General features: G+C 67.0%; 14 protein-coding genes and 1 pseudogene. 4 read left to right on the top strand and 11 right to left on the bottom strand.

Annotated features, from left to right (window positions below; all coding sequences use genetic code 11):
• From G5C50_RS14340 to G5C50_RS14320, 5 genes and pseudogenes are all read right to left on the bottom strand, one after another.
• A pseudogene (locus G5C50_RS14340) lies at window positions 1-1,027 on the bottom strand (hypothetical protein); the annotation flags it as partial.
• Window positions 1,028-1,248: 221 nt separating this feature from the next.
• Entirely contained in the window at window positions 1,249-1,989 is a 741-nt protein-coding gene (locus G5C50_RS14335; protein ID WP_165070490.1) for a zinc ribbon domain-containing protein, read from the bottom strand.
• A gap of 126 nt (window positions 1,990-2,115) precedes the next feature.
• The gene (locus G5C50_RS14330) at window positions 2,116-3,732 is read right to left on the bottom strand and encodes an NAD(P)/FAD-dependent oxidoreductase (RefSeq protein ID WP_165070488.1); all 1,617 of its coding nucleotides are present in this window, start codon (window positions 3,730-3,732) and stop codon (window positions 2,116-2,118) included.
• A complete protein-coding gene (locus G5C50_RS14325; protein ID WP_165070486.1) occupies window positions 3,729-5,483 on the bottom strand; it encodes a SpoIIE family protein phosphatase in 1,755 nt (584 codons plus the stop codon). Before G5C50_RS14325 ends, G5C50_RS14330 begins: the two co-directional genes overlap by 4 nt.
• A gap of 79 nt (window positions 5,484-5,562) precedes the next feature.
• Complete coding sequence (locus tag G5C50_RS14320; protein WP_165070484.1) at window positions 5,563-7,320, bottom strand: protein kinase domain-containing protein; 1,758 nt, start codon at window positions 7,318-7,320, stop codon at window positions 5,563-5,565.
• 423 nt (window positions 7,321-7,743) lie between these two features.
• Here G5C50_RS14320 and G5C50_RS14315 point away from each other — a divergent pair, with 423 nt between their 5' ends.
• From G5C50_RS14315 to G5C50_RS14305, 3 genes are all read left to right on the top strand, one after another.
• The gene (locus G5C50_RS14315; RefSeq protein ID WP_165070482.1) at window positions 7,744-8,793 is read left to right on the top strand and encodes a LolA family protein; all 1,050 of its coding nucleotides are present in this window, start codon (window positions 7,744-7,746) and stop codon (window positions 8,791-8,793) included.
• Between the two features lie 104 nt (window positions 8,794-8,897).
• On the top strand, window positions 8,898-9,905 hold the full coding sequence (locus tag G5C50_RS14310; RefSeq protein ID WP_165070479.1) for a DUF1559 domain-containing protein: 1,008 nt from the start codon (window positions 8,898-8,900) through the stop codon (window positions 9,903-9,905).
• A gap of 349 nt (window positions 9,906-10,254) precedes the next feature.
• Entirely contained in the window at window positions 10,255-11,112 is an 858-nt protein-coding gene (locus G5C50_RS14305) for a hypothetical protein (protein ID WP_165070476.1), read from the top strand.
• Window positions 11,113-11,215: 103 nt separating this feature from the next.
• Here the strand turns inward: G5C50_RS14305 and G5C50_RS14300 are convergent, their stop codons facing one another.
• The 6 genes from G5C50_RS14300 to G5C50_RS33095 form a co-directional block, all read right to left on the bottom strand.
• The gene (locus G5C50_RS14300) at window positions 11,216-11,767 is read right to left on the bottom strand and encodes a hypothetical protein (RefSeq protein WP_165070473.1); all 552 of its coding nucleotides are present in this window, start codon (window positions 11,765-11,767) and stop codon (window positions 11,216-11,218) included.
• 29 nt (window positions 11,768-11,796) lie between these two features.
• Complete coding sequence (locus G5C50_RS14295; RefSeq protein ID WP_165070470.1) at window positions 11,797-12,336, bottom strand: hypothetical protein; 540 nt, start codon at window positions 12,334-12,336, stop codon at window positions 11,797-11,799.
• A 103-nt stretch (window positions 12,337-12,439) separates the two neighbouring features.
• Window positions 12,440-13,042: a hypothetical protein gene (locus G5C50_RS14290; protein ID WP_206107701.1), complete on the bottom strand. Its 603-nt coding sequence runs from the start codon at window positions 13,040-13,042 to the stop codon at window positions 12,440-12,442.
• 298 nt (window positions 13,043-13,340) lie between these two features.
• Window positions 13,341-13,892 carry a hypothetical protein gene (locus tag G5C50_RS14285; protein WP_165070464.1) on the bottom strand — a complete coding sequence of 184 codons (552 nt, stop codon included), beginning with the start codon at window positions 13,890-13,892 and terminating at the stop codon, window positions 13,341-13,343.
• A gap of 84 nt (window positions 13,893-13,976) precedes the next feature.
• Window positions 13,977-15,584: a prenyltransferase/squalene oxidase repeat-containing protein gene (locus G5C50_RS14280; protein WP_165070462.1), complete on the bottom strand. Its 1,608-nt coding sequence runs from the start codon at window positions 15,582-15,584 to the stop codon at window positions 13,977-13,979.
• A 236-nt stretch (window positions 15,585-15,820) separates the two neighbouring features.
• On the bottom strand, window positions 15,821-16,678 hold the full coding sequence (locus G5C50_RS33095) for a hypothetical protein (RefSeq protein ID WP_165070460.1): 858 nt from the start codon (window positions 16,676-16,678) through the stop codon (window positions 15,821-15,823).
• Between the two features lie 532 nt (window positions 16,679-17,210).
• On the opposite strand from G5C50_RS33095, the gene G5C50_RS14270 reads away from it, so the two are divergent.
• A complete protein-coding gene (locus G5C50_RS14270; RefSeq protein WP_165070458.1) occupies window positions 17,211-20,348 on the top strand; it encodes a tetratricopeptide repeat protein in 3,138 nt (1,045 codons plus the stop codon).
• Window positions 20,349-20,378: the final 30 nt, after the last annotated feature.

The following is a 20,378-nucleotide window of genomic DNA, read 5'->3' as shown; positions in this document are numbered from 1 at the left end:
CCCCCCGCGAGGGGGGAAGGCCGTTATGGTCTCGATCGGAGGCCGCGTCCTTCCGCATCTTCGTCAGCGTCTGCACCGCCCGGAACAGCTCGCGCGCCCGCGCCGACTGGTATCGCCGAAGCCGCTCGCCCTCGACGCCGGGCAGGAACGAGGCCGCTTCCGCTCGCTCCAGAGCGTCGTCCCCCTCGACCTCCTCCAACTCGGCCAACCGCTCGCCCAGGCGGTCGGCCTCGCCGTCGACGACCGCCCGCAACGTCGCCCGCGCCTCGTCCTCGTCGGCGGGCGGAGGGGCCAGCTCGCGCCAGTGCTGCCACTGGCTGTAGGTCGGGTCGTGGAACGGCGAGTCCCGCCGCAACCGCTTCCAGAACCCGACGCCGCCGTCCTCCTCCAGCGCCTCCCAGGCCAGGAAGATCGCGTTCAGGGCCGGATCCTCGGCGGCGTCGCCCGCCTGCTTCCCCAGAAGCCGGACGAACCTGTACTTATCACAATACGTGAACACATGGTCGCTGTCGATTAATGAGCGGATCTCTCCCCAGCGGTCGAGCATCCAGCGCACGCCCTCGGCTGAATCCTCCAGCGTCGCGACGATCGCCGCCGGCTCGTCGTCCGACGGCGGGGCCGCCTTGCCGGAGGCGAAGCTGCCGACGATCGCGAACAGCCTCCGCCCCAGCGCGGCGACCTTCGCCGCCCCCTTCGCCCGCGAGGTCAGCATCGCTCTCCGCACCCGCCTCGCCAGCAGCGCCGCCTCGTAACGCTCCGCACGCTCCAGCGCCCACGAAGCCCGCGCCCCGCGCTCGACCAGCGCCCGTTCGATCGCGTTCGCGGGTTCCCAATCCTCGACCCACGTCTGGATCCGAGCCTCCAACTCCGCCGAATCCTCCTGCGGCAGCACGAGCGGCTTCTTCGACCTCATCCCGTGCTTCAGCGCGTTCATCCGAGCCCGCGCCTTGCCGGCGTCGGACTTCGGCCCGGTCGATTTCTGCGCGTTCGCGCGATTGGCGCGGATCTGAGCCTCGGTAGCGGCCATGGCGGAGTCTCCTCGATCGTCGCGGCGGGAATGTCACCTGGGAGAGACGATCCGCACGACGAGCGAGGTGATTCCGATTGCCGAGACTTTTCACGCGCCGCTTCGGCCGACAAATCCGCATGTGCCGGTCGCACGGCGGTTCATGGCCACGCAAGAATGGCCACGGCACCCATCTCTATGATCGACGAGGCCTTAGGGCTTCCGCCGCAGGCCGCCGGCGGTCAACCGTGAGAGCCGTTGCGTCGTTGCGTGAAGTCGACCCCATTCCCATTGACGCGGCGGGAGACAGCGCCGAGGGTTCCGGAAGAAGGGGGTGCCACCGGCGCCGACACGGGTGGAGGCGACGTGGGGGCGTAGGTCAGGCGGATGAGACGGCGGCTGACGTCGACGGAGAGACAGAGGAGGGCGGACGTCGAAACCAGCACGACCACCGCGAGGATCGGCCGGAGGAGATCGTCGTTGGAGAGGAACTGGGCGTCGTCCATCCGCGACAACGCGATCGCCGTTCGGACGACGATCCAGGCCGCCCACACGAGGAGCAGGATCGCCCAGACCTGGAACAGGCGGATTCGCCACATCGAGATGCGAAACGGCCGGAGCATCCACTCGGGCACTCGCTTCCCGGAAGGCGGAGGAACCTCGGAAATCACCGCTCGCGAGGTCGCGGTCGGCGCAGGGACGTGCTCGTCGTCCTCGAATTCCTCGCCCAGGGGGACGTCCCACACCCCCTCGAAGCCGTCGACGATGGGGTCCAACTCGTACGAGGAGTCGCTCGGGTCCAGACGAGGGCGGGCCAGGTCGTGGCGCAGGTCCGTGCGGCCGACCGGCTCCGGGATTTGCACGTCGGGATCGCCGATATCGAACCGGCAACGGCACTTCGGGCAACGCGCCTGGTGGGGCGCGAGAGCCGCGTGGTCAGGGACCTTGCCCGAGAAGCCGCATTGTGGGCATGCGATGATCATGGGCGCATCGACGTCCCGAAAGATGAAACGCAGCGAAGCAACGTCATGTTAAAAACTTGACCGCAAAGTTCAAAAGAAAAACCGCTCGGCGTCCTGCAAGAATCGACGGCGGCAGGCCGCCTCGGCTCAACCGGGGGGGGCGAAGGAGGCGACCAGGGAGCGGGCGGTTCGGAGACCGTCGACGGCCGCGCTGATGATCCCCCCGGCGTAGCCGGCGCCTTCGCCGCAGGGGTAGAGGCCGACCACGGCCGGGCTCTGACGGCTGCCGGCGTCCCGGGGGATCCGGACGGGGGAGCTGCCGCGCGACTCGGGGCCGGTCAGAGTGGCGTCGCGGAGGAAGCCCCGGTCGAGCCGCCGGTCCATGATCGGCAACCCTTTCACCAGGGCTTGCACCACCTTGTCGGGGAGGAGCATGCCCAGGTCCATCGGCTTCACGGCGTTTCGGGTGTAGCTTGAGGGAAGCTTCCCCCGGCTGGAACGGCCGGCCAGGAAGTCCCGCGCCCACTGAATCGGGGCGGCGTACGACCGGCCTCCCGCGACGTAGGCGGCGCGCTCGTAGCGCTGCTGGAAGTGGACGCCGGCCAGCGGATGAGGGCTCGACTCGGCCGGGTCGATGGTGACGACCAGGCCGCTGTTGGCGAACGGCGAGTCGTGCCGGCTTTCGCTCATGCCGTTGGAGCAGAAGTAACCGGGCTCGCTGACGCTGGGCATGACGTATCCGCCGGCGCACATGCAGAAGGTGAACAGGTCGCAGGCCCCGGCCCGGACCGAGAGCCCGTAGTCGGCCGCCCCCAACGCGGGGTGGCCCTGTTTGGGACCGTACTGGGCGCGGTTGATCTGCTCCTGGGGCTGTTCAATCCGGACGCCGAACTGGAACGGCTTGGCCTGCAGCGGGACGCCCCGCCGCAGGAGCATGTCGTAGGTGTCTCGAGCGCTGTGGCCGACGGCGAGGACCGCCACGTCGGCCGGGATGTAACCGGAGCTGGTCCCCAGGCCTCGGAGCCGACCGTCGACGACGTCGAGATCCTCGACCCGGCAGGAGAAGCGGATCTCGCCGCCGAGTTCCTCCATCTTCTTGCGAAGGGTTCTAACGACCAGCGGCAGACGGTTCGAGCCGAGGTGCGGGCGATGTTCATACAGAATCGACGGCTTGCCGTGACAGTCGGCCAGGATCTCCAGGACGCGGTGGACGTCCGGGCCGCCGCCGCGCGAGGTGAGTTTGCCGTCGCTGAAGGTTCCGGCCCCCCCTTCGCCGAACAGGTAGTTGCTTTCGGGGTCGACGGGCCCGCCGGCGTCGAACCGGCGGACGTCGGCGACGCGGTCCTTGACGGCCCGGCCGCGTTCCAGGACCAGCGGCCGGTAGCCGTTGAGGGCCAGCAGGTAGCCGGCGATCAGCCCCGCGGGGCCGGCCCCAACCACCACCGGACGATGTTCCAGAGGGCTCGATCCCGGCTCGGGCCATTCGAAGGCCTCGGCCTGGAAGGGCCGGACCTCGACGCCCGCGCCGCCGGAAGGCGTGCGAGCCAGCGCCCGGTCGGCCTCGGCCTGGGGGAGCTGGATTTCCATCGCATAACTGAAATGTAGGTCGTCGACGCGGCGGGCGTCGAGCGATTTACGGAGGATCCGCCAGCCCAGAACGGCGTCGGGGCCCAGACCCAGGGTCCCCGCCGCGCGGGCGGGGAGGGACTCCTCGGGGTCGTCCAGGTCGAGCCGGAGGTTGTTGAGCCGCAGCGACGTACTCATGGCGAGGAGGAGTCCTCGGGATCGGTCGATTCGACGCCCGGGCGGGCGACGACCGGGCCGAAGCAAATCAAGGTGATGTCGTCGGCCTGGACGTGGCCTCGGGAGAACTCGCGGATGTCCTGGAGGATCGTCTTGCCGATCAAGTCGGGGCCGCCGGCGGTCTCTGCCAGCCGTTCGATCAACCGCCGCTTGTCGCGGCAGTCGTACAACTCCTCGCGGAGGTTGCGGGCGTCGGTGACGCCGTCGGAGTAGACGACGGCCACGTCGCCGGGCCCCAGGCGGGCCTCGACCTGCTGGTACTCGGCCCCGGGGACGATCCCCAGCGGGAAGCCGGCGGCGTCGGCGCCGATCTCGTCGACACGGCCGTCAGCGCGTCGGATCAGGATCGGCAGGTGGCCGGCAGAGGCGATCTGCAAGGTCCCGCGGCGGGGGTCCAGTACGCTCAGGCTCAACGTGATGAACTTCTCCTCGATGCCCGCCGAGAAGAGCAGGGCGTTGAGCTCGGCCGCGGCGGGGCCGGGGGCGTTCTCGGTGATCATGCAATAACGGGTGTCGCCGGAGAACTTGGCCATCATCAGGGCGGCGGCGACTCCCTTGCCCGAGACGTCCCCCAGCGCCACGGCCAGGCGGTCGCCCGGCAGGGGGACGAAATCGTAGTAGTCGCCGCCGACCTCGTAGGCCGGTTCGTAGTGTGCGAAGAACTCGTAGCCGGAGATGTCCGGCACCTCCTGGGGGAGGAACCGCTTCTGGACCTGCTCGGCCAGCTTCAGGTCGCGGTCGAGCCGATCGCGCTCCAGGAGCGACTCGTGAAGCTGGGCGTTCTGGATGGCGATCGCGGCCTGACCGGCGACCGCGGCCAGGACGTCCAGGTCTTCCTGATGGAACTGCTTGCGGTCGCTGGTGTCGAGCTGGATGATCCCCACGGCCTGGCCGTTGGGGGTGACCATCGGCACGCACATCACCGATCGGATCTTCAGGTCGGCGATCGAGGCGCTGGTGGGGAGGTCCTTGTCGGCCCCGGCGTCCTGGCTGAGCACCGCCTTCTTCTGGCCGAGGACGTGCTCGACGAGCGACCGGCTCATCTGCATCGGGGCTTCGTCGGCCGGGATGGCGGGGTTGAAGTTGATCCGGCCGCGAGTCTGACGGAGCTTCGTCGCCTTGCGGACCAGGCGCTTGGTCTCCGGATCCACCAGCACGAGGAAGAGACGCTCGGCCTGGGGAAAGAGCTGCGAGAGCGATTCCAGCACGCGAGGGGCGACCTGATCGATCTTCAGCTCGCTGGAGAGGTCGCGGGCGACCTCCAGGATCGCCTTGAGCTTGACCTCCGGCTTGACCATGCTGGCGACCGAGCTGGACCGGGAGGCGTCGAGCGTGTGCAGCGGGGGGACCTCGAAGGCCTCGCCGTCGCCGACGATGACGAGGTCGCCGTCGTTGCTGCGTTCGTCGCTGGGCTCGGCGGCGTGGAAGACGAACTCGACGTCGCAGATGTTGATGCGGTCGCCCGTGGCCAGCCTCCGGTCGGAGCCGGGGACGAGCTTGACGTTATTGACCTTGGTCATGTTCCGCGACTTGAGGTCGGAGACGTAAAACTCGTCTCCGCGTCGGTAGACCGCGGCGTGGAGCCTGCTGACGCCGTTGAGGCCGAGCACGACGTGGCACTGCTCGGGCGAACGGCCGATCACCGTTCGCTCCTGCTTCAACTCAATGATTTGTCCGGCGGATTCGCCGTTGGCTCGCTTCAGGAAGGCCATCCCCGTCCTCTCCCCGGCTCTCGCGCGACCGAACCCTTCGCGACTCGCCCCCCCAGAGTATCACGCCCGTCGGCCGCCGTCATCGGACGGCGAGATCGGTCGCCAGAACGCGATTCCGCAAAAGCAGCAGGCGGTGCCGCAGGAGGAGGAGCTTCGGCCGCTGGGCCTCGGCCCCGGTCTGGCCCGGGCGGTCGAGCGTCCACAGCGCATCGGCCACGACTTCCACGCCGAAGTCGATGAGCCCCGGGTCGGACAGGACCCGGTCCTTCACGTCCACCGTCCGGTTCAGGCTGTTGATCAGGCCGTCGACGTCCCCCCGCAGGAGCATCCCGGAGATCTCCAGCAGGTCGGCGAGCTGTTCGTCGCGGGACTGCTTCGACCGCCAGCCGCGAAGCTCCTGGGCCAGGGTCTCGATCCGTTCCGGGTCGCGCTCGCGGTAGAGGAACCGGCCGAGTTGGAGGTAGGCCGCGGACGACCAGTCGTACGAGTCGGGGAAGTATCCCGGGACGGCCAGCCAGGCGGCGGCCAGTCGACTCGGCGGCGCGACGAGCTGCGCGTGGCGGAACTGAGCCTCGGCGTCGTCCATCCTGGGCGTCGACGTCCAGCGCGGGCCGAGGCCCAGGGCGGGGGCGGTCGCGGCGAACCGCTTTTGCTCGGCGGCCCGGGCGTCCGCAACGCTTCGCCAGCCCAGCAGCCCGCCCAGGGTCAGGCCGGCCACGGAGAGGGCGGCCAGAACGCCGGGGCGGAACCACGCCTCCCCGCCGGCCGAGAGCGCCCGCATCAGCCCCCCGACGTCCACCCCTCGCGACGAGACGGCCGAGGACGACCGCGACGCCGCTCCCGAAGGGACGGCGGGCTCGTCGGCGTCGGCCTCCATCGAGGGAGGCGGGATCGTGAAGTCGGCCGCCGCCGCGCCGGCGACGGTCGTCATCTGGCTGCGGATCTTGGCCAGGTCGGCCAGCATCTCGGCCGCCGACTGGTAGCGGTCGGCGGGCCTCTTGGCCATCAGCTTCAGGACCAGGCGATCCAGCTCGACGGGGATGTCGGGCCGGCGGATCCTCATGCTGGGGACGGGCTCGCGGACGTGCTTCATCGCCAGCGCCAGGGCGTTTTCCGCCCGGAACGGGGGCTCGCCCACCAGCATGTGGTAGTAGGTCACGCCCAGCGAATAAAGGTCGCTGCGGGGGTCCAGCGAGTGCCCCTGGGCCTGTTCCGGGCTCATGTACAGGGGAGTGCCCATCGTCGTCCCCTGCTGCGTGACGTGGAGCCGGTCCGACTCCGAGTCGCGGCAGAGGCCGAAGTCGGCCACCTTGATCCGTCCCTTGCGGGTGAGGAGGAGGTTCTCCGGCTTGACGTCGCGGTGGATCAGGCCGACCTCGCCGGCCGCGCCGATGGCCGAGGCCGACTGCCGCATGATCGACAGCGCCAGGGGGATCTCCAGCGACCCTTTGCGGATCAGGTACTCGCGGAGGTTCGTCCCCTCGACGTACTCCATCGCGATGTAGTGGATCCCGTCGGCCTCGCCCAGGGCGTAGACCTGGACGATGTTCGGGTGGTTGAGCTTGGCGACGGCCGTGGCCTCGACCGAGAACCGGCTGAGGTAGGCGGGCCGCGAGGTCCACTCGGGCAGCAGCACCTTCAGCGCGACCGGCCGGCGCAGGCTGATCTGCTCGGCGAGATAAACCTCGCCCATCCCCCCGCGGCCGATCAGCCGCTGGACGCGGAAATCGCCCAGCACCAGGCCGGTGAGGTCCCTCGGCGCGGGCTTATCCGACTTCGCCGGGGATTCCGACCAGTCGCTGGTATGTTCGTTGGCGATCTGGGAATCCGAATTCATCGCGACGACCGTGGGCCCGGTGGATCGTCGCGGCCCGTCGGCCGCGACCGTGGATGCGTCCCGTGTAGCTTAAGGGAGATGCATGCGAGCGCGGAAGGCGTAAATCCGCCCCGCCGACGCAACGGCCGCGACCCCCTCCACCATTCTAGTACAGGAAGGTACGCCAGGGAGCAGGAAGCCGTTCGGATCCTGTTTGCAGATTCGATGACGCGAATCGCGGACGCCCCGATCGCTCTATTGCTATTGATGGATTTCACGAGAACCTCCGTGCCACGCCGGCCAAAAAGCCTCTCGTCCTTCCTCAATGTTTAAATCTTTTATGGATTTTTCGCATGCCTCGCCGGCCGCTCTCACGGTAGTCTCTATCCAACTCTCCCAAACGGCAGTCGTAATCCAGACATCCTCCCTCCCAGCGAGGTCATCGTGGGTTACCCTTCGCGTTCCGCGGTCATCCTGGCGGTGGGCGTCGTCATGTTCGCCGTCGTTCCTCATTCGTCCGCGAAAGAGCCGGCGAGCCGAGAAGAGATTCGCGACGCGATCGCGCGTTGGTGGGATTCCACCGATTCGATCGACGCGACGTTCGAGCTCACCAGATCCGATGACGGTCCGGAGCGCGTGTATCAGGAAGACCGCGTGGCGATCGCCTCCGGGGGGAAATACTTCGTCCGTTCCTTCTTCATCGGCAGGGATGGCCAGCGAGTACAAGCCACCAATCAAGGCGCCGACGGAGACAAGGCCTTCAGAATCACCCCCCTACCTGGAAAGCCCGACATCGCCGACACGGTGACGGTCCTCAACTCTCCATGCACGAACGACACCTACGTGGGCGGAATGGACGAGCTCCTCTGGCTCCTCATGCCCGGAGGGAAACGGCTGAACCGCTCGCTCGACGACGGAGCGGAGTTGACCGTCGACCGAAACGACGACGGTTCCGACAGGTACGTCGTCGAATTCACCTTCCGATTCAAATCGAATCCCGTCCGATGCGAGCTCGACCCCGCTCACGACTGGCTGCCGCGCGTGGTCGAGGTGGGGAAGCCGCGCAAGGCCCTCCAAATTCACGTCACTCGCTACAAGCTGGTGGAGGGCCGGTTCATCCCCTCCGAAGCCGATGTGTTCAACAAAAGCCCATCGGGAAAAGAGTCGTCGAGCCGGTTCCTCTTGCGCTCGGTGTCGGTCAACGGAGATCTCGACCCTGGGATCTTCAAGCCGAAGGGCCTCGTCGCCGGGACGCAGATCGACGACGAGGACACCGGAAAATCACGGATCCACGAGGGAAATGCGCGGACGCGACTTGCGTTCCTGGAACGATACTATCCGAAGCCCAAGACAGGCGCGATGAAGGACGACGTCAAGTCGCTCGAACCTCTCCGGGCTGAGCGGACTCCCTCTGAATGGCCCGTCGTTCCGATCCTGGGGGTCTCGGGGCTCCTCTTACTCGCCTCGATCTTCGTGCATCGCCGCCGAGCGTGAGCTTACGGAGTTAGCAGGGCGCCGCGGCCGGCCTCGCCCGCCGAAATCATCGAGAACGTGGCTCCCTACGCCCCCCTGGACGACTGCAAAACGATCTACATCCCATGACCAAGCTCCCCTTCTCTCGCTCGCCGGGGTATTCGATCGTGGAGACCCTGGTGGCGATGGGCGTCATCGGCATCCTGGCGGCGATCCTCTTGCCCGCGGTCTCCCGCGCGCGGGAGGCCGCGTCCCGCGCGACGTGCGCGAACAACCTGAAGCAACTGGGGCTCGCCCTGAGTGCCTACGCCGCGCAGTGGAACCGAATGCCGTCTTGCACGGGGAACACCAGTTTTCGCCCCGACAAGTCGATCCTGTTGATACGGGCCTACTCGTCGCACGCCCAGATGCTCCCCCATCTGGACCAGGCGAACCTCTTCGCCGCGTTGAACTTCGAAGTGGGCCTCGACGAGTTCATGCTCTCACCGAATGGAGCCCCCCCTCCCGTGGGACAGGAGGCGAACCTGACGGTCGTCGGGGCGGTCGTTTCGACTTTCCTGTGCCCCTCGGACGGTGCCTCGGGGAACAGGGGCAATAGTTATCGATGCAACCAGGGGACGAAGCGATCGGGGGCCGGCCTGAACGGGCCCTTCTCCGATTACGTCTTCTCGATCCCGATCGCCGCCGTGACGGACGGCCTGAGCAACACGGCGGCGTTCGGCGAGAAGCTGCGCGGCTCCGGGAAGATGCCCGCCGACCCGCGAAGGGACATGTACTACGGCCCGATCGGGCTCCCCAACTTTCCAGTTCAAGCGTATGAGGAGTGCGCCGCGTCCTTGAACCGGCAATCCGCGTCCGCGACGTCCGGCGGCGTTACATGGCTGGTCGGGACCCTTTCGCAGACCTGCTACAACCATGTGATGATCCCGAACGACGTCGTTCCCGATTGCGTCGGGGCCGGCTATCACCCACTCGCGGGCCTGGTGGGTGCCCGGAGCAATCATCCTGGCGGCGTCCAGACCGCCTTCTGCGACGGCTCGGTTCGATTCATCACCAACAGCATCCATCGAAGCACGTGGATGGCTTTGGGAACTCGCAACGGCGGCGAGGCCGTCTCCTCCGCGGAGTATTGAGGGGAAATGGCACCATGAATCGGAGGGTCCTGCCGGCCTTCGCGCCGGCTCTGCTGGCGATGGCGACTGCGCCAGCGGCTCGGCGGCCGTCACCCTTCGGATCTCGATCGACGCTTGGACGCCGGCCTGATCCTCGGCACGAACAATCCCGGCGTGCCTCGGATCGTCGTCCCGGTGACGTTGTTCGGGGCTTCCGACTCCCCTTGAGGGTCCATCCGAACGACGCGTGCAGGCCGAATCCGATCTCTCCCGAGTTGATCGAATCACTCCGAGGCGCTATCTTGGAGTTGGAGCCATGCGCGCCACGTCGATCGGATGAATCGAGAGGAAGAGCGGGGGAGCGAAGGCCATGAGCGGAACGGGACGTTTCGACGGACGACGCCAGATCTCGATCGCCGCCTGCCTGGCCCTCGCGATCCTGGCCTCATGGGGCCCGAACGCTCGAACGCTCCAGGCCCAGGAGCCGGATCCGCTCCGCCAGGCTCTGGAGGACGCGATCGCCGGCCGGCCGATGGGCGGCGGGGCGCCCGGGCTTCCCCCTGCGCCGCCGGAGGGCGCCTGGGGCGAGGTCATCAACGCCACCGACCGCTGGATCGTCCTCCAGAACCACGTCGGCCAGCAGTTCCCGATCGCGATCGACGACATCCAGGAGTTCCTGATCCGCTGGCCCTCCCGCGCCGACCTGATCTCGAACGAAGCCCTGGTGGAGGCGATCGGCTTCAGCCCCGGCTCGAACATCATCCGAACGAACCACGTCGACTACTTCGAGGGCGCCGACCGCAACCTCGTCGCCCCGACGTACGCCGAGGTCCTGCCGAACAACATGGCGGTGACCACGATCGACCCCGGCTTCAACCGGTTCATGAACGCCTGGGACTACGGCGGCCAGAACCTCCTCTACGGCTGGGCCTACCCGATCCCCCCCGGCATCACCGGCAACCCCGCGCGGCTCCACGTCGTGGGCGCGTTGATGCTGCCCCAACCGATGCGGCTGGCCATCCCCGGCAACAACGTCGCCACGATCCTCCCCGAGGACGCCAGCGGCGTCAGCGTCACCCAGATCACCCGCGGCAATTCCAACTACGTCCGCAAGGGGGACTACGCCTTCCTCATGCCCATCGAAGCCCGCCTCCGCGGCCTCCGCGTCGCCCAGTTGGTGGTCTACAAGTCGATCCCGCTGCGGCAGTTCAACCCGAACGCGAAGTAAAAAGCCGTTCCGGTTCTCGTAGGCTGGGTCGTGACCCAGCCTGGAAAATCCCTGGCCTGCTTGAGCTGGGTCTCGACCCAGCCCATAAGGGTTGGCGTTCGGGCTACCCTTGGAGCCACTCCGGAACGACGGCCAGGGAAGCCTCCATTTCTTCATCCGTGACCAGGCCGCCGACGACCTCGCGGACCACGATCAACGCGGACTTCTCCGCCAGGGAGCGGCGGGCTTCGAGGGATTCGCGGAGCCGAGCGATGAACTGGTTCGACTCGTCGCATAGCTGCGGACCGGCCGATGATAGGTGGCACGCCAGGCGGTAGCCGTCGGGGAGAGAGTAGCCGAAGACCGAGACGCGATCGGCGTGGATCTCGATCGGCGACGGACCGCCGGGCGGCGAGAGCCAACGGCGGAAGAGATCGCCCATCGACCACAGGTCCGACCACTCTACGAAGAAAATCACGGGCGGCGCGAGCGAGTTGGCACGCAGCCGTTCGGCGAAGGCGTCGACCTCGACTCGGACGCTCGCAAGCCATTGCTCGCTCGACCATTCATCGGGGTCGGAGCTTTGGCGAGCCTCGGCCCATCCCCGCAACCGCACCAGGACGACGTCGGCCGCGACGCCGCCGATCTTTGCGACTGTGATTCGCTGGCTCGCCAAACGAGGTCTCCTTCGCGACCGCTCGGAACTCACCGACTGAGGATCGACTCAACCAGCTTTTGCAGCTCGGGGTCGTTCATGCATCTCCAACCGGACGCATGCATCAACTCTCCATCCCGAGTTCGGTTTATCCAAACATTCTGATGCGAAGATCCTTCGCTTGCGTCCATGAGGACGTCGACCGTCCCGAAGCCGCTACGGAGGCGCAGGCCGAATCCAGGCTCGGGCAGGTCATCGGCGTTTATTGACCGGTAGTTGCGGTAATCCAGCAGCACGCAGGTCATCCTCCGCGAGACGGCCTCGCCCAGCATGACGCCGGTCGGCGTGACCAGGTTGAGAGCGGTACCGTCTTCCGACCTGCCTTGACAAACCTTGAGCAACTCGGCGTCCGGTGCCTGCATAAGGATGTCGATCCCACGGTCGCTTAGGAGGCTGGTCATCCCCTCCAGGGCAAGTTTTCTCGACCTGGACTCGGCCACCTGCATCCTCAAATCCCGTTCCCGGCTCTCGGCCAGCCTGTTCACGCCGAGAAGCGTCAGGGCGCAAGCAATGAACGCCAGACCGATCATGAAGCTTCTCGGACTGATGCGGGGCCAGAACATGGAAGTTGCCTCTCGACCGGCAAGGGCCTCATAGCAGGCCGCTGTTGGCCCGATAGCGCGCGAGACGCACTTATTTACCCGGGTTTTTCTGACGGGACAGCCGCTTGATTACCCGTTGCAATTCAGGATTGCATATGTCAATTGGCGATTCGTATGAATGCACTATCTTTCCCTCCTGATCATAAATCTTGAACCGGACCTCCCCCAAGGCAGTCTCAGAGAATCCTGGTTCGACGAGGACGTCGAGGATCCCCCCCCTTCGGAAACGCAACCCGACCAGCGGCGGTGGCGGTGGCGACGAGTCCATGAATGGCTCCCGGTGTCCGGGCCTGTAGTTCCTGTGGTCCATCAGCGCACAAGCGACCTTGGCAGCCATGGCTTCGCCCAGCATGACTCCAGTCGGTGCCACCTCGACGTCGTATTCATCTGGGAGCCATGAGACCCGAAGCACCTCGACATCTGACGCCTGCTTGAGGATTTCGATCCCTCGGTCGCTCAATAAGAGGTGCATAACTTCCAGGGTGAAGGCTCCCGACCGACTCTCCCTCAACTGCTGCTCCAAGGCCGCCTCTCGAAACGCGGCCGATCTGACCTGGTTAAACAGCGCCAGACTGAAGGCGATGAACACCATAGCGATCATGAGGCTCGTCAATCTTACGCGGGGCTGGGACATGAACGCTGCCTCTCGATCGCCCTCCGACTTGACTGATGTTCATACATAGTTTCATATGTGAATCACAAAAATACCATCATAATTTCATCCATCATCAGAGGTAAGGGCGGCCGCTCAGGTGTTGTGGGTTGGCAGTTTCCAGTTCTCAACCACGGCACCCCACGATCCGCTCTGACGACTGAGAACCGGCAACTGAAATCGATTCGGCGGTCGTCCCGCTAATCTGACCTCTTCGCGGCCTGTCTTTCCTCCAGGGGGTCGAACGAACTATCGCAACCGATGGACAACTTTCGAATGATCAGCCATCCCGGACGGTGTATCCCTGGCGGGAAAGCCACATGGACAGCTCTACTAATTCAGGGTCGGTCATCAACTGAAGCCCACCAGACGATTGCACCTTCCTTCCGGCCTGATCGTGGAGGGCGAATCTGAACCACACACCTCCCACCTCTGTGACGACGTCAAGGATTGAGGAACCGTTGCGGAACCGCAAGCCGACCAAGCGGAGCGAGGCGTCGTCCAGAACGGGATGGTGGTGCGCGCCCAGGTAGTTCCTGTGATCCATGAGCAGGGAGGCAGTCCTCAAGGCAACGGCTTCACCCAGCATGACGCCGGTCGGCACCACCTTGTCCTCCTCTGAACCCCTGGTTACTCGCAGCAACTCGACGTCCGTCGCCTGCTTGAGGACGTCGATCCCACGGTCGCCCAGAACTTGGACCATGAATTCCAGGGTGATATCCTTCGGCCGAAAGTTCCACGCCTCCTTCCTCAAGGCCGACTCCGTAAGTTCGGCCGAACTCATCTGGTCGGCTAATGCAAGGAGGAAGGCGATGAACATCATCGCTATCATGAGGCTCGTCAAGAGGTTACTGAGTGGTCGCCGTAGCTGAGACATGGGCGTAACCTGCACTCCTCGATCGCCTTCAGCTTCAATTCACGGCTGCTTCACCGGATTGGGCGTGGCGTTCGGCGTCAGCGGCGGGGTGATGCCTTCCATGCCGTCTTCGTCGGACGTGCGGTAGAGGGGGAGGTAGCGGTAGTAGACTTCCAGGGTCAGGATCGAGAGGGAGGTCTGGAAGAGCCGGCCGGCGCCGACGCCCCAGCGGTCGGGGCTGGGGAACTGGGGGTCCCAACTGCCGTTGGGGCAGCCGTCGGCGTGGATCTGGCTGCGGATCAGGGCTTCGCGGACGTGGGGGTTCCAGCGCTCCCAGTCCTTGTTCCGCATGTTGTGCAGGAGCTGGGTGGCGTAATACCAGTAATAGATGTTCCGATCCTCGTTCGTCTCCAGGTCGGCGGCGACCCGGCCGGCCCCCTTGACCAGCGAGGGATGCTCCCGGGGCCACCCCAGGATCTGCCGGCCGACGAGCGCCTCGGCGGTCATCACCGGCGTCGCCGGTCGATCGGGCTGGTAGGCGTAGAGGATCTTCTTGCCGTCCGTGGAGGCGAGGTTCAGGTAGTCGGTGCAGCCGCGAATCGTCTGCTTGGGAACCGTCAATCCGGCGAGATTCGCGCTCCGGAGAGCGAAGATGTGCCAGCCGAAGACCGAGGTGTCGCCGGCCTGACCAGGGCGATATCGCCATCCGCCGGTCTGGGGATCCTGGCACTCCACGATGAACGCTACAGCGCGACGCGCGGGCTCCTTGAGCTGGGGGTCGCGCGAAAGGCCGTAGGCCTCGCAGAGAGCCATCGACGCGATCGCGTGGCTGTAGAGCCAGCCGATGGGCGTACCGCCGACGTAGAAGTCGCCGTTCTCCTGCTGATGCGCGACGAGCCATTCCAGCCCCCGTCGCACCGCGGCCTGATGCCGGCTCTTGACGGTGTGGCTGTAGCCGGCGCCCAGCAAGGGGAGCAGGGCCAGGCCGGTCGCCCCGGTTTGAGAAAGGATCGACGCATTGGGCGAGCAGGTCTGGCAGACCTCATTGACGTTCAGCACCCACGACCCGTCCGCCTTCTGATGGCGGACGATCCAGGCCAGGCCGTCCTCGACGGCCTTCTCGGAATGAACCGTCCCCCCCTCGCGACGAACCAACTCCGCGCGGGCGATGCCGCTGCGGCCGGAGAAGGGGGCCTGGATGTTCACGGAGAGTCCCGGCATCGGGGCCGTCCCCATCAGCGAGGGGGTGGCGTTCAGCTTGGGCGTCGGGCCCGCCGCGTCGCCGGCGAACATCGACAGGCCGGCGATCTCCGGCTGGTTCGTGAGCTTCAACTCGGGGTCAGGCTGGCCGAAGCCCATCGAGGGCGGGTTGGGCGAATCCAGGTTCGTAAACGGATCTCCCGAACGATCGGCATCGACGAGCGACGTGACGTCGCCAAGGTCGCCGGGGGGGGAAATCTCGCCGCTGAACGAGCGATCGTGGATGTCTCCAGCGCCATGACGGATCAGGAGCGCCATCAACAGCAGGAACAAGGCATGCAACAACAGGCTGACGCCCCACGAAGGCACGGAGCGAAGGGTGTGGGGGTTGATGTCCCGCCCCTCCCAGGCCGCGCTGGAACGGTTTACGCGGTCGACGACTCGCTGCGGTAGATCGCGGAGCCTCATGGGGGGACTCGGTTGGATCGAGGTGGCGTCACCGTCCCGGGTTGCTCGTCCATTCTAGGGGCACGCCGGGCGAATCCGCCAGGCGCCGAGCGCGTTTCCTGCCTATACTCAGGCGACGCCTCGCGCGGCCCCGTCTTGAGAATCGCCGATTTCCTTCGTTCGTGCGCGCAAAAAAAGTCCCCGACCAGCAACGGCCGGGGACTTCGGTGATTTTCGCGTCTCGACTCGACCCAGACTCACTTGGCGGTCGGGACCGGCGGGACGGCCGGGATCGTCGGAGCCGCCGGGATCGACGGAGCGGCAGGAGCCGGGGCGGGGGCCGGCGGCGGCTCGTCAGCCGGAGCGGCAGGAGCCGGGGCAGCCGGAGCGACCGGGACGACCTTGGCAGGCGTGGCCGGGATCTGAGCGACCGGGGCGACCTTGGCAGGAGCCACAGGAGCCTGAGCAACCGGCGCGACCTTGGCAGGAGCCACAGGAGCCTGAGCAACCGGGGCGACCTTGGCAGGGGCGACCGGGGCCTGGGCGACTGGAACAACCTTGGTCGGGGCCACAGGAGCCTGGGCGACCGGGACGACCTTCGTCGGAGCCACAGGAGCCTGGGCGACCGGGACGACCTTCGTCGGAGCCACAGGAGCCTGGGCGACCGGCACAACCTTCGTCGGAGCAACCGGGGCCTGGGCGACCGGCACGACCTTCGTCGGAGCAACCGGAGTCGGCTCAACCTTGGCCGGAGCGGCAGGGACCTGGGCGACCGGCGCGACCTTGGTCGGGGCCACAGGGGCCTGGGCGACCGGGACGACCTTCGTCGGAGCCACAGGAGCCTGGGCGACCGGGACGACCTTCGTCGGAGCCACAGGAGCCTGCGCGACCGGGACGACCTTCGTCGGAGCGACAGGAGCCTGGGCGACCGGCGCGACCTTGGTCGGGGCCACAGGAGCCTGAGCGACCGGCGCGACCTTGGTCGGAGCGACGGGGACCGGCGCGACCTTGGCCGGAGCGACCGGCACGGGGGCCTGCTTGGACGGAGCCTGAGCGAAGGCCGGAGAAGCCGCGAAGGCTAGCGCGGCCGCGCCGAACAACGAAGAGCGAAGCATTGTTGCAATCTCCACGGGGGCCGAACAAAAGTTGCTGAAGACTCGCTTACACGCCGGAGGCGGTACAGGAGGCAGAGTTCGCTCTACTATACTAGCTCACCAACTGCGAGCTTTGGGTGTTTTGCGAATTTCCAGCAGACTATACCGACTTTAACGCCGAGTCCAGGATCCACCCAACAGTTTTTCTGGACTCAATCGCCTAAGCCGACCTCGCAGGTTGAGCTGACCGCAACAACTGCGCCAACTTATAGCGTTTCAGCGAGCTAGGCAATCGGCGAGTGGTCCGCCGCGCGTGGATTGGGCGGGTCCCGAAGTTGCTGTTGTTGTCCGAAGTCTAACATGCCGATCCAGTGGTAGGGATGTTCCTGCGCGATTCCGACGGTCGAACGGCGGCCTCCGAGGCTTGAGCGGCGCGTCCGGCCGACGATAGATTGACGGAGAGGGCGTCTGTCGCGGACGGCGAAAACCGAAGATCAGGACGGTTGATCCGACGACGATCGCCGATTGTTGGTGTGGATCCGCGGAGCGGGAGGTGCGATTGATCGGCCTCGGCTGGGACAGGGAGGGAAGAGGAGCGGGTCGTCGACGCGGCCCGGCGCCCTTGCGCGCCCTGGCGGGCCTCCTGCTGCTGGCCGCGGCGAGCGTCGCGACAGGACAGGACGCCGAGGCCCCCAGCCCAATGCCCCGGGCCCTCCGATTCGCGCACGAACTCTTTCGCCAGCGCAAGTACGACCTGGCGGCCGACGAGTACGCCAAGTTCCTGGAGACCGATCCCAAGCCTCCCCACGGCGACGACGCCCGCTTCGGCCTCGCCAGCGCGGAGCTGCTTCAGGGCCACTACCGCGAGGCTCGCGACGCCTTCCGCGAGTTCCTCCGCCGGGCCCCTGAGCATGCCCGGGCGCGAACGGCCTGGTATCGGCTGGGGGAACTCTCGTACATGCTGGGGGATCTCCCCGCTGCGCGCGAGGCGCTCGAACGGTTCACCGACGCTCCCGAAGCACACCCCAATCTGGAAACCGCCTGGACCTACCTGGGCGACGTGCGGTCGGCCCTGGACGACCCCAAGGCCGCCCGCTCAGCCTATGAACAGGCGCTCAAGAGTTTCCCCAACGCACGGCTCGCCGATCGCGCCCGCTACGGCCTGGGGCGTGCCCTCGCGGCGACCGGAGAGACCCAGGCCGCGCTCGACGTCCTGAACGATCTGATCCGCCGCAATCCGCCCGAATGGATCGACAAGGCGAGACTTCAGGTCGGCAAGATCGAGCTGGCCGCCGGCCGTTACGAGGTCGCGGAGAAGGCGCTGGGGGACGTCGGCGGTTCGGGCCCTCTGCGATCCGAGGCCCGGCTTCGCCGCGCTCAGGCGCTGCTCAAGCTCGACCGGCTCGACGAGGCGGCCGACCTGCTGCGTCCGCTCGCCGCCGACCCGGCCGATGCGACGTCGTTGGAAGCGAGCCTGGATCTGGCCTCGACCGATCTCCGCCGCGACCAGGCCGAAGCCGCGTTGAAGACGCTCGACGACGCGATCCCCCGGGCCGAGAAGTCGCTGCTGCTGCCGGCCTTGCTCTTCCGCTCGGCCGAGGCCTTGCGGGCCTTGAAGCGGCTTCCCGACGCGCGGGAGCGGTTCCTGAAGGTCGCGGAGACGGCTCCGTCCGGCCCCTGGGCCGACGACGCCTGGCTTGAAGCCGCCCGGCTCGCGCTCCAGGCCGGCGACAAGACCGGGGCGGAAAAGCTCGCCCAGGACTTCGCCGTGAAGTTCCCCGAGAGCAAGCTGCACGCGGACGTCCTGCTCGTGCAGGCGAAAGCCGCAGTCGCCGACGGCCGTCCCGCCGACGCGATCCCGGCGCTGGAGGCGATCCTGGGCCAGGGGGCGAAGCCGCTCGCCCCTTCGCCGGAAGTCGTCGACGCCGCCCGATATGAGCTGGCTCAGGCCTACCGGGCCGTCGGCAAGACCGAGCAGGCCGACGCCATGCTGGCCGAGTTGGCGAAGTCCTCCCGCAAGGGCGCCGGGGCCGACGCCGCCTTCCTGCTGGGCCGCTCCCATCTGGACGCCGGCCGCTTCGCCGAGGCCGAGGCCGCCTTCGCCCAGTATCTCGAAGCCGCTCCCGACGGTCCGATCGCCGATCACGCCCTGGCCAATCGCGCCGCCGCCCTGTTGGCGCTGAACCGTCGCGATGACGCCGCCGAGACCGTCGACCGCCTGGCAACGCGCTTTCCGAGGAGCGCCGCACTGCCCCCCGCCCAACTCCGGCTGGCCGAGGCGTTCGTGAACGCCGGCGAACTCCCGAAGGCCGTCGAGCGATTCCGCACCCTGGCCGATTCCACCGACCCGAACATCCACGACCGGGCCGAATTGGGCCTCGCTCGCTCCCTGGCCAAACAGGGGGACGCCGCCTCGGCCGCGAAGGCGTTCGACGCCCTCCTCGCCCGGACGACCGATGAAACGAAGACCGCCGACCTCCTGTTGGAGAAAGCCAGGGCCGTCGAGGCGTCCGGCAAGCTCGACGAGGCCCTCGCCGCCTACGAGCAGGTCGAGACTCGCGCGCCGAAGCAGGACGCCGCCCTGTTCGCGGCGCTCGCCCGTTCTCGGCTGCTGGCGAAGGACAAGCCCGGCGAGGCCGCCGTGTTGCTGGGCAAACTCCTCGACGGCGACGCCGCCCGCGACCGCCTCAAGGCGATCAACCAGCCCATCGACGCTCTGCTCGCCGAACGCGGCTGGGACCTCGTCGACGACGGCAAACTCGACGACGCCGACAAGGTTTTCGCCGGCCTGCTCGCCGACTTCCCGAACGGCCCCTACGCGGCCGACGCCCGGTTCAACCTGGCGGAATCGGCCAACGCGCGGAAGGACTTCGCCGAGGTCGAGAAGCTGCTCGCACCGCTCGTCGACGATACAGGCCCAGACGCCCCCAAGCTCCCGGAACGGCTCGCCGCCGACGTCCTTTACCGCCTGGGCCGCACCCGCATCGAACGAGCCGAATGGCCCCAGGCCGCGACGACGCTCGACCGCCTGATCGCCGAAACCCCGGCCAATCCTCGCATCCGAGAGGCCAAATTCCTCCGCGCCGAGGCCGCACTACGACAGGACCAGTTCGAGACGGCCGAGAAGACCCTGGCCGACCTGATCGCCGCCCCAGCGGCCCCCGACGATCCGCCGGACCTCCTGAAACTGGCGAAGGAGCGTCGCATCGAGTGCCTCCTCGGCCTCAAGCGCTGGCAGCCGGCGCTCGACGAGGCCGACGCGCTCAAGGGCTCGATCACCGTCCCCGCCGAGCGTGACCCCGTCGAGTTCGCCCGAGGCCGTGCCTTGCTCGGCCTGGGCCGCCCGGAAGACGCCCGCACGGCCTTCCAGGCGGTGATCGACGCCCGCCGGCAGCAGGGCGACCTGGCGGCGCAGGCCCAGCTCATGATCGGCGAAACCTTCTTCCACGAGGAGAAGTTCCTCCAGGCGCTCCGGGAGTTCCTCCGTGTCGATATCAATTACGACTCCCCAAGGCGTCGAGCCGCCGCCCTGCTGGAAGCCGGCAAGGTCTACGAACGCATGGGACGCTGGTCCGAAGCCGCCGAGACGTATGAACGCTTAACGAAAGATTTCTCCGACGACCCCCACGCCGCCGAGGCGAAAGCCCGCCGCGACAAGGTCCTGGCCGAACATCCGTCCGGAAAGAAATAGCCGCCATGATTCGCAAGGAAGCGATCGTAA

The sequence above is a fragment of the Paludisphaera rhizosphaerae genome (assembly GCF_011065895.1).
In the GTDB taxonomy this organism is placed as follows: Bacteria; Planctomycetota; Planctomycetia; order Isosphaerales; family Isosphaeraceae; genus Paludisphaera; species Paludisphaera rhizosphaerae.
The sequence above is the reverse complement of the archived record's forward strand: the minus strand, read 5'-3'. Positions and strand labels throughout refer to the sequence as shown.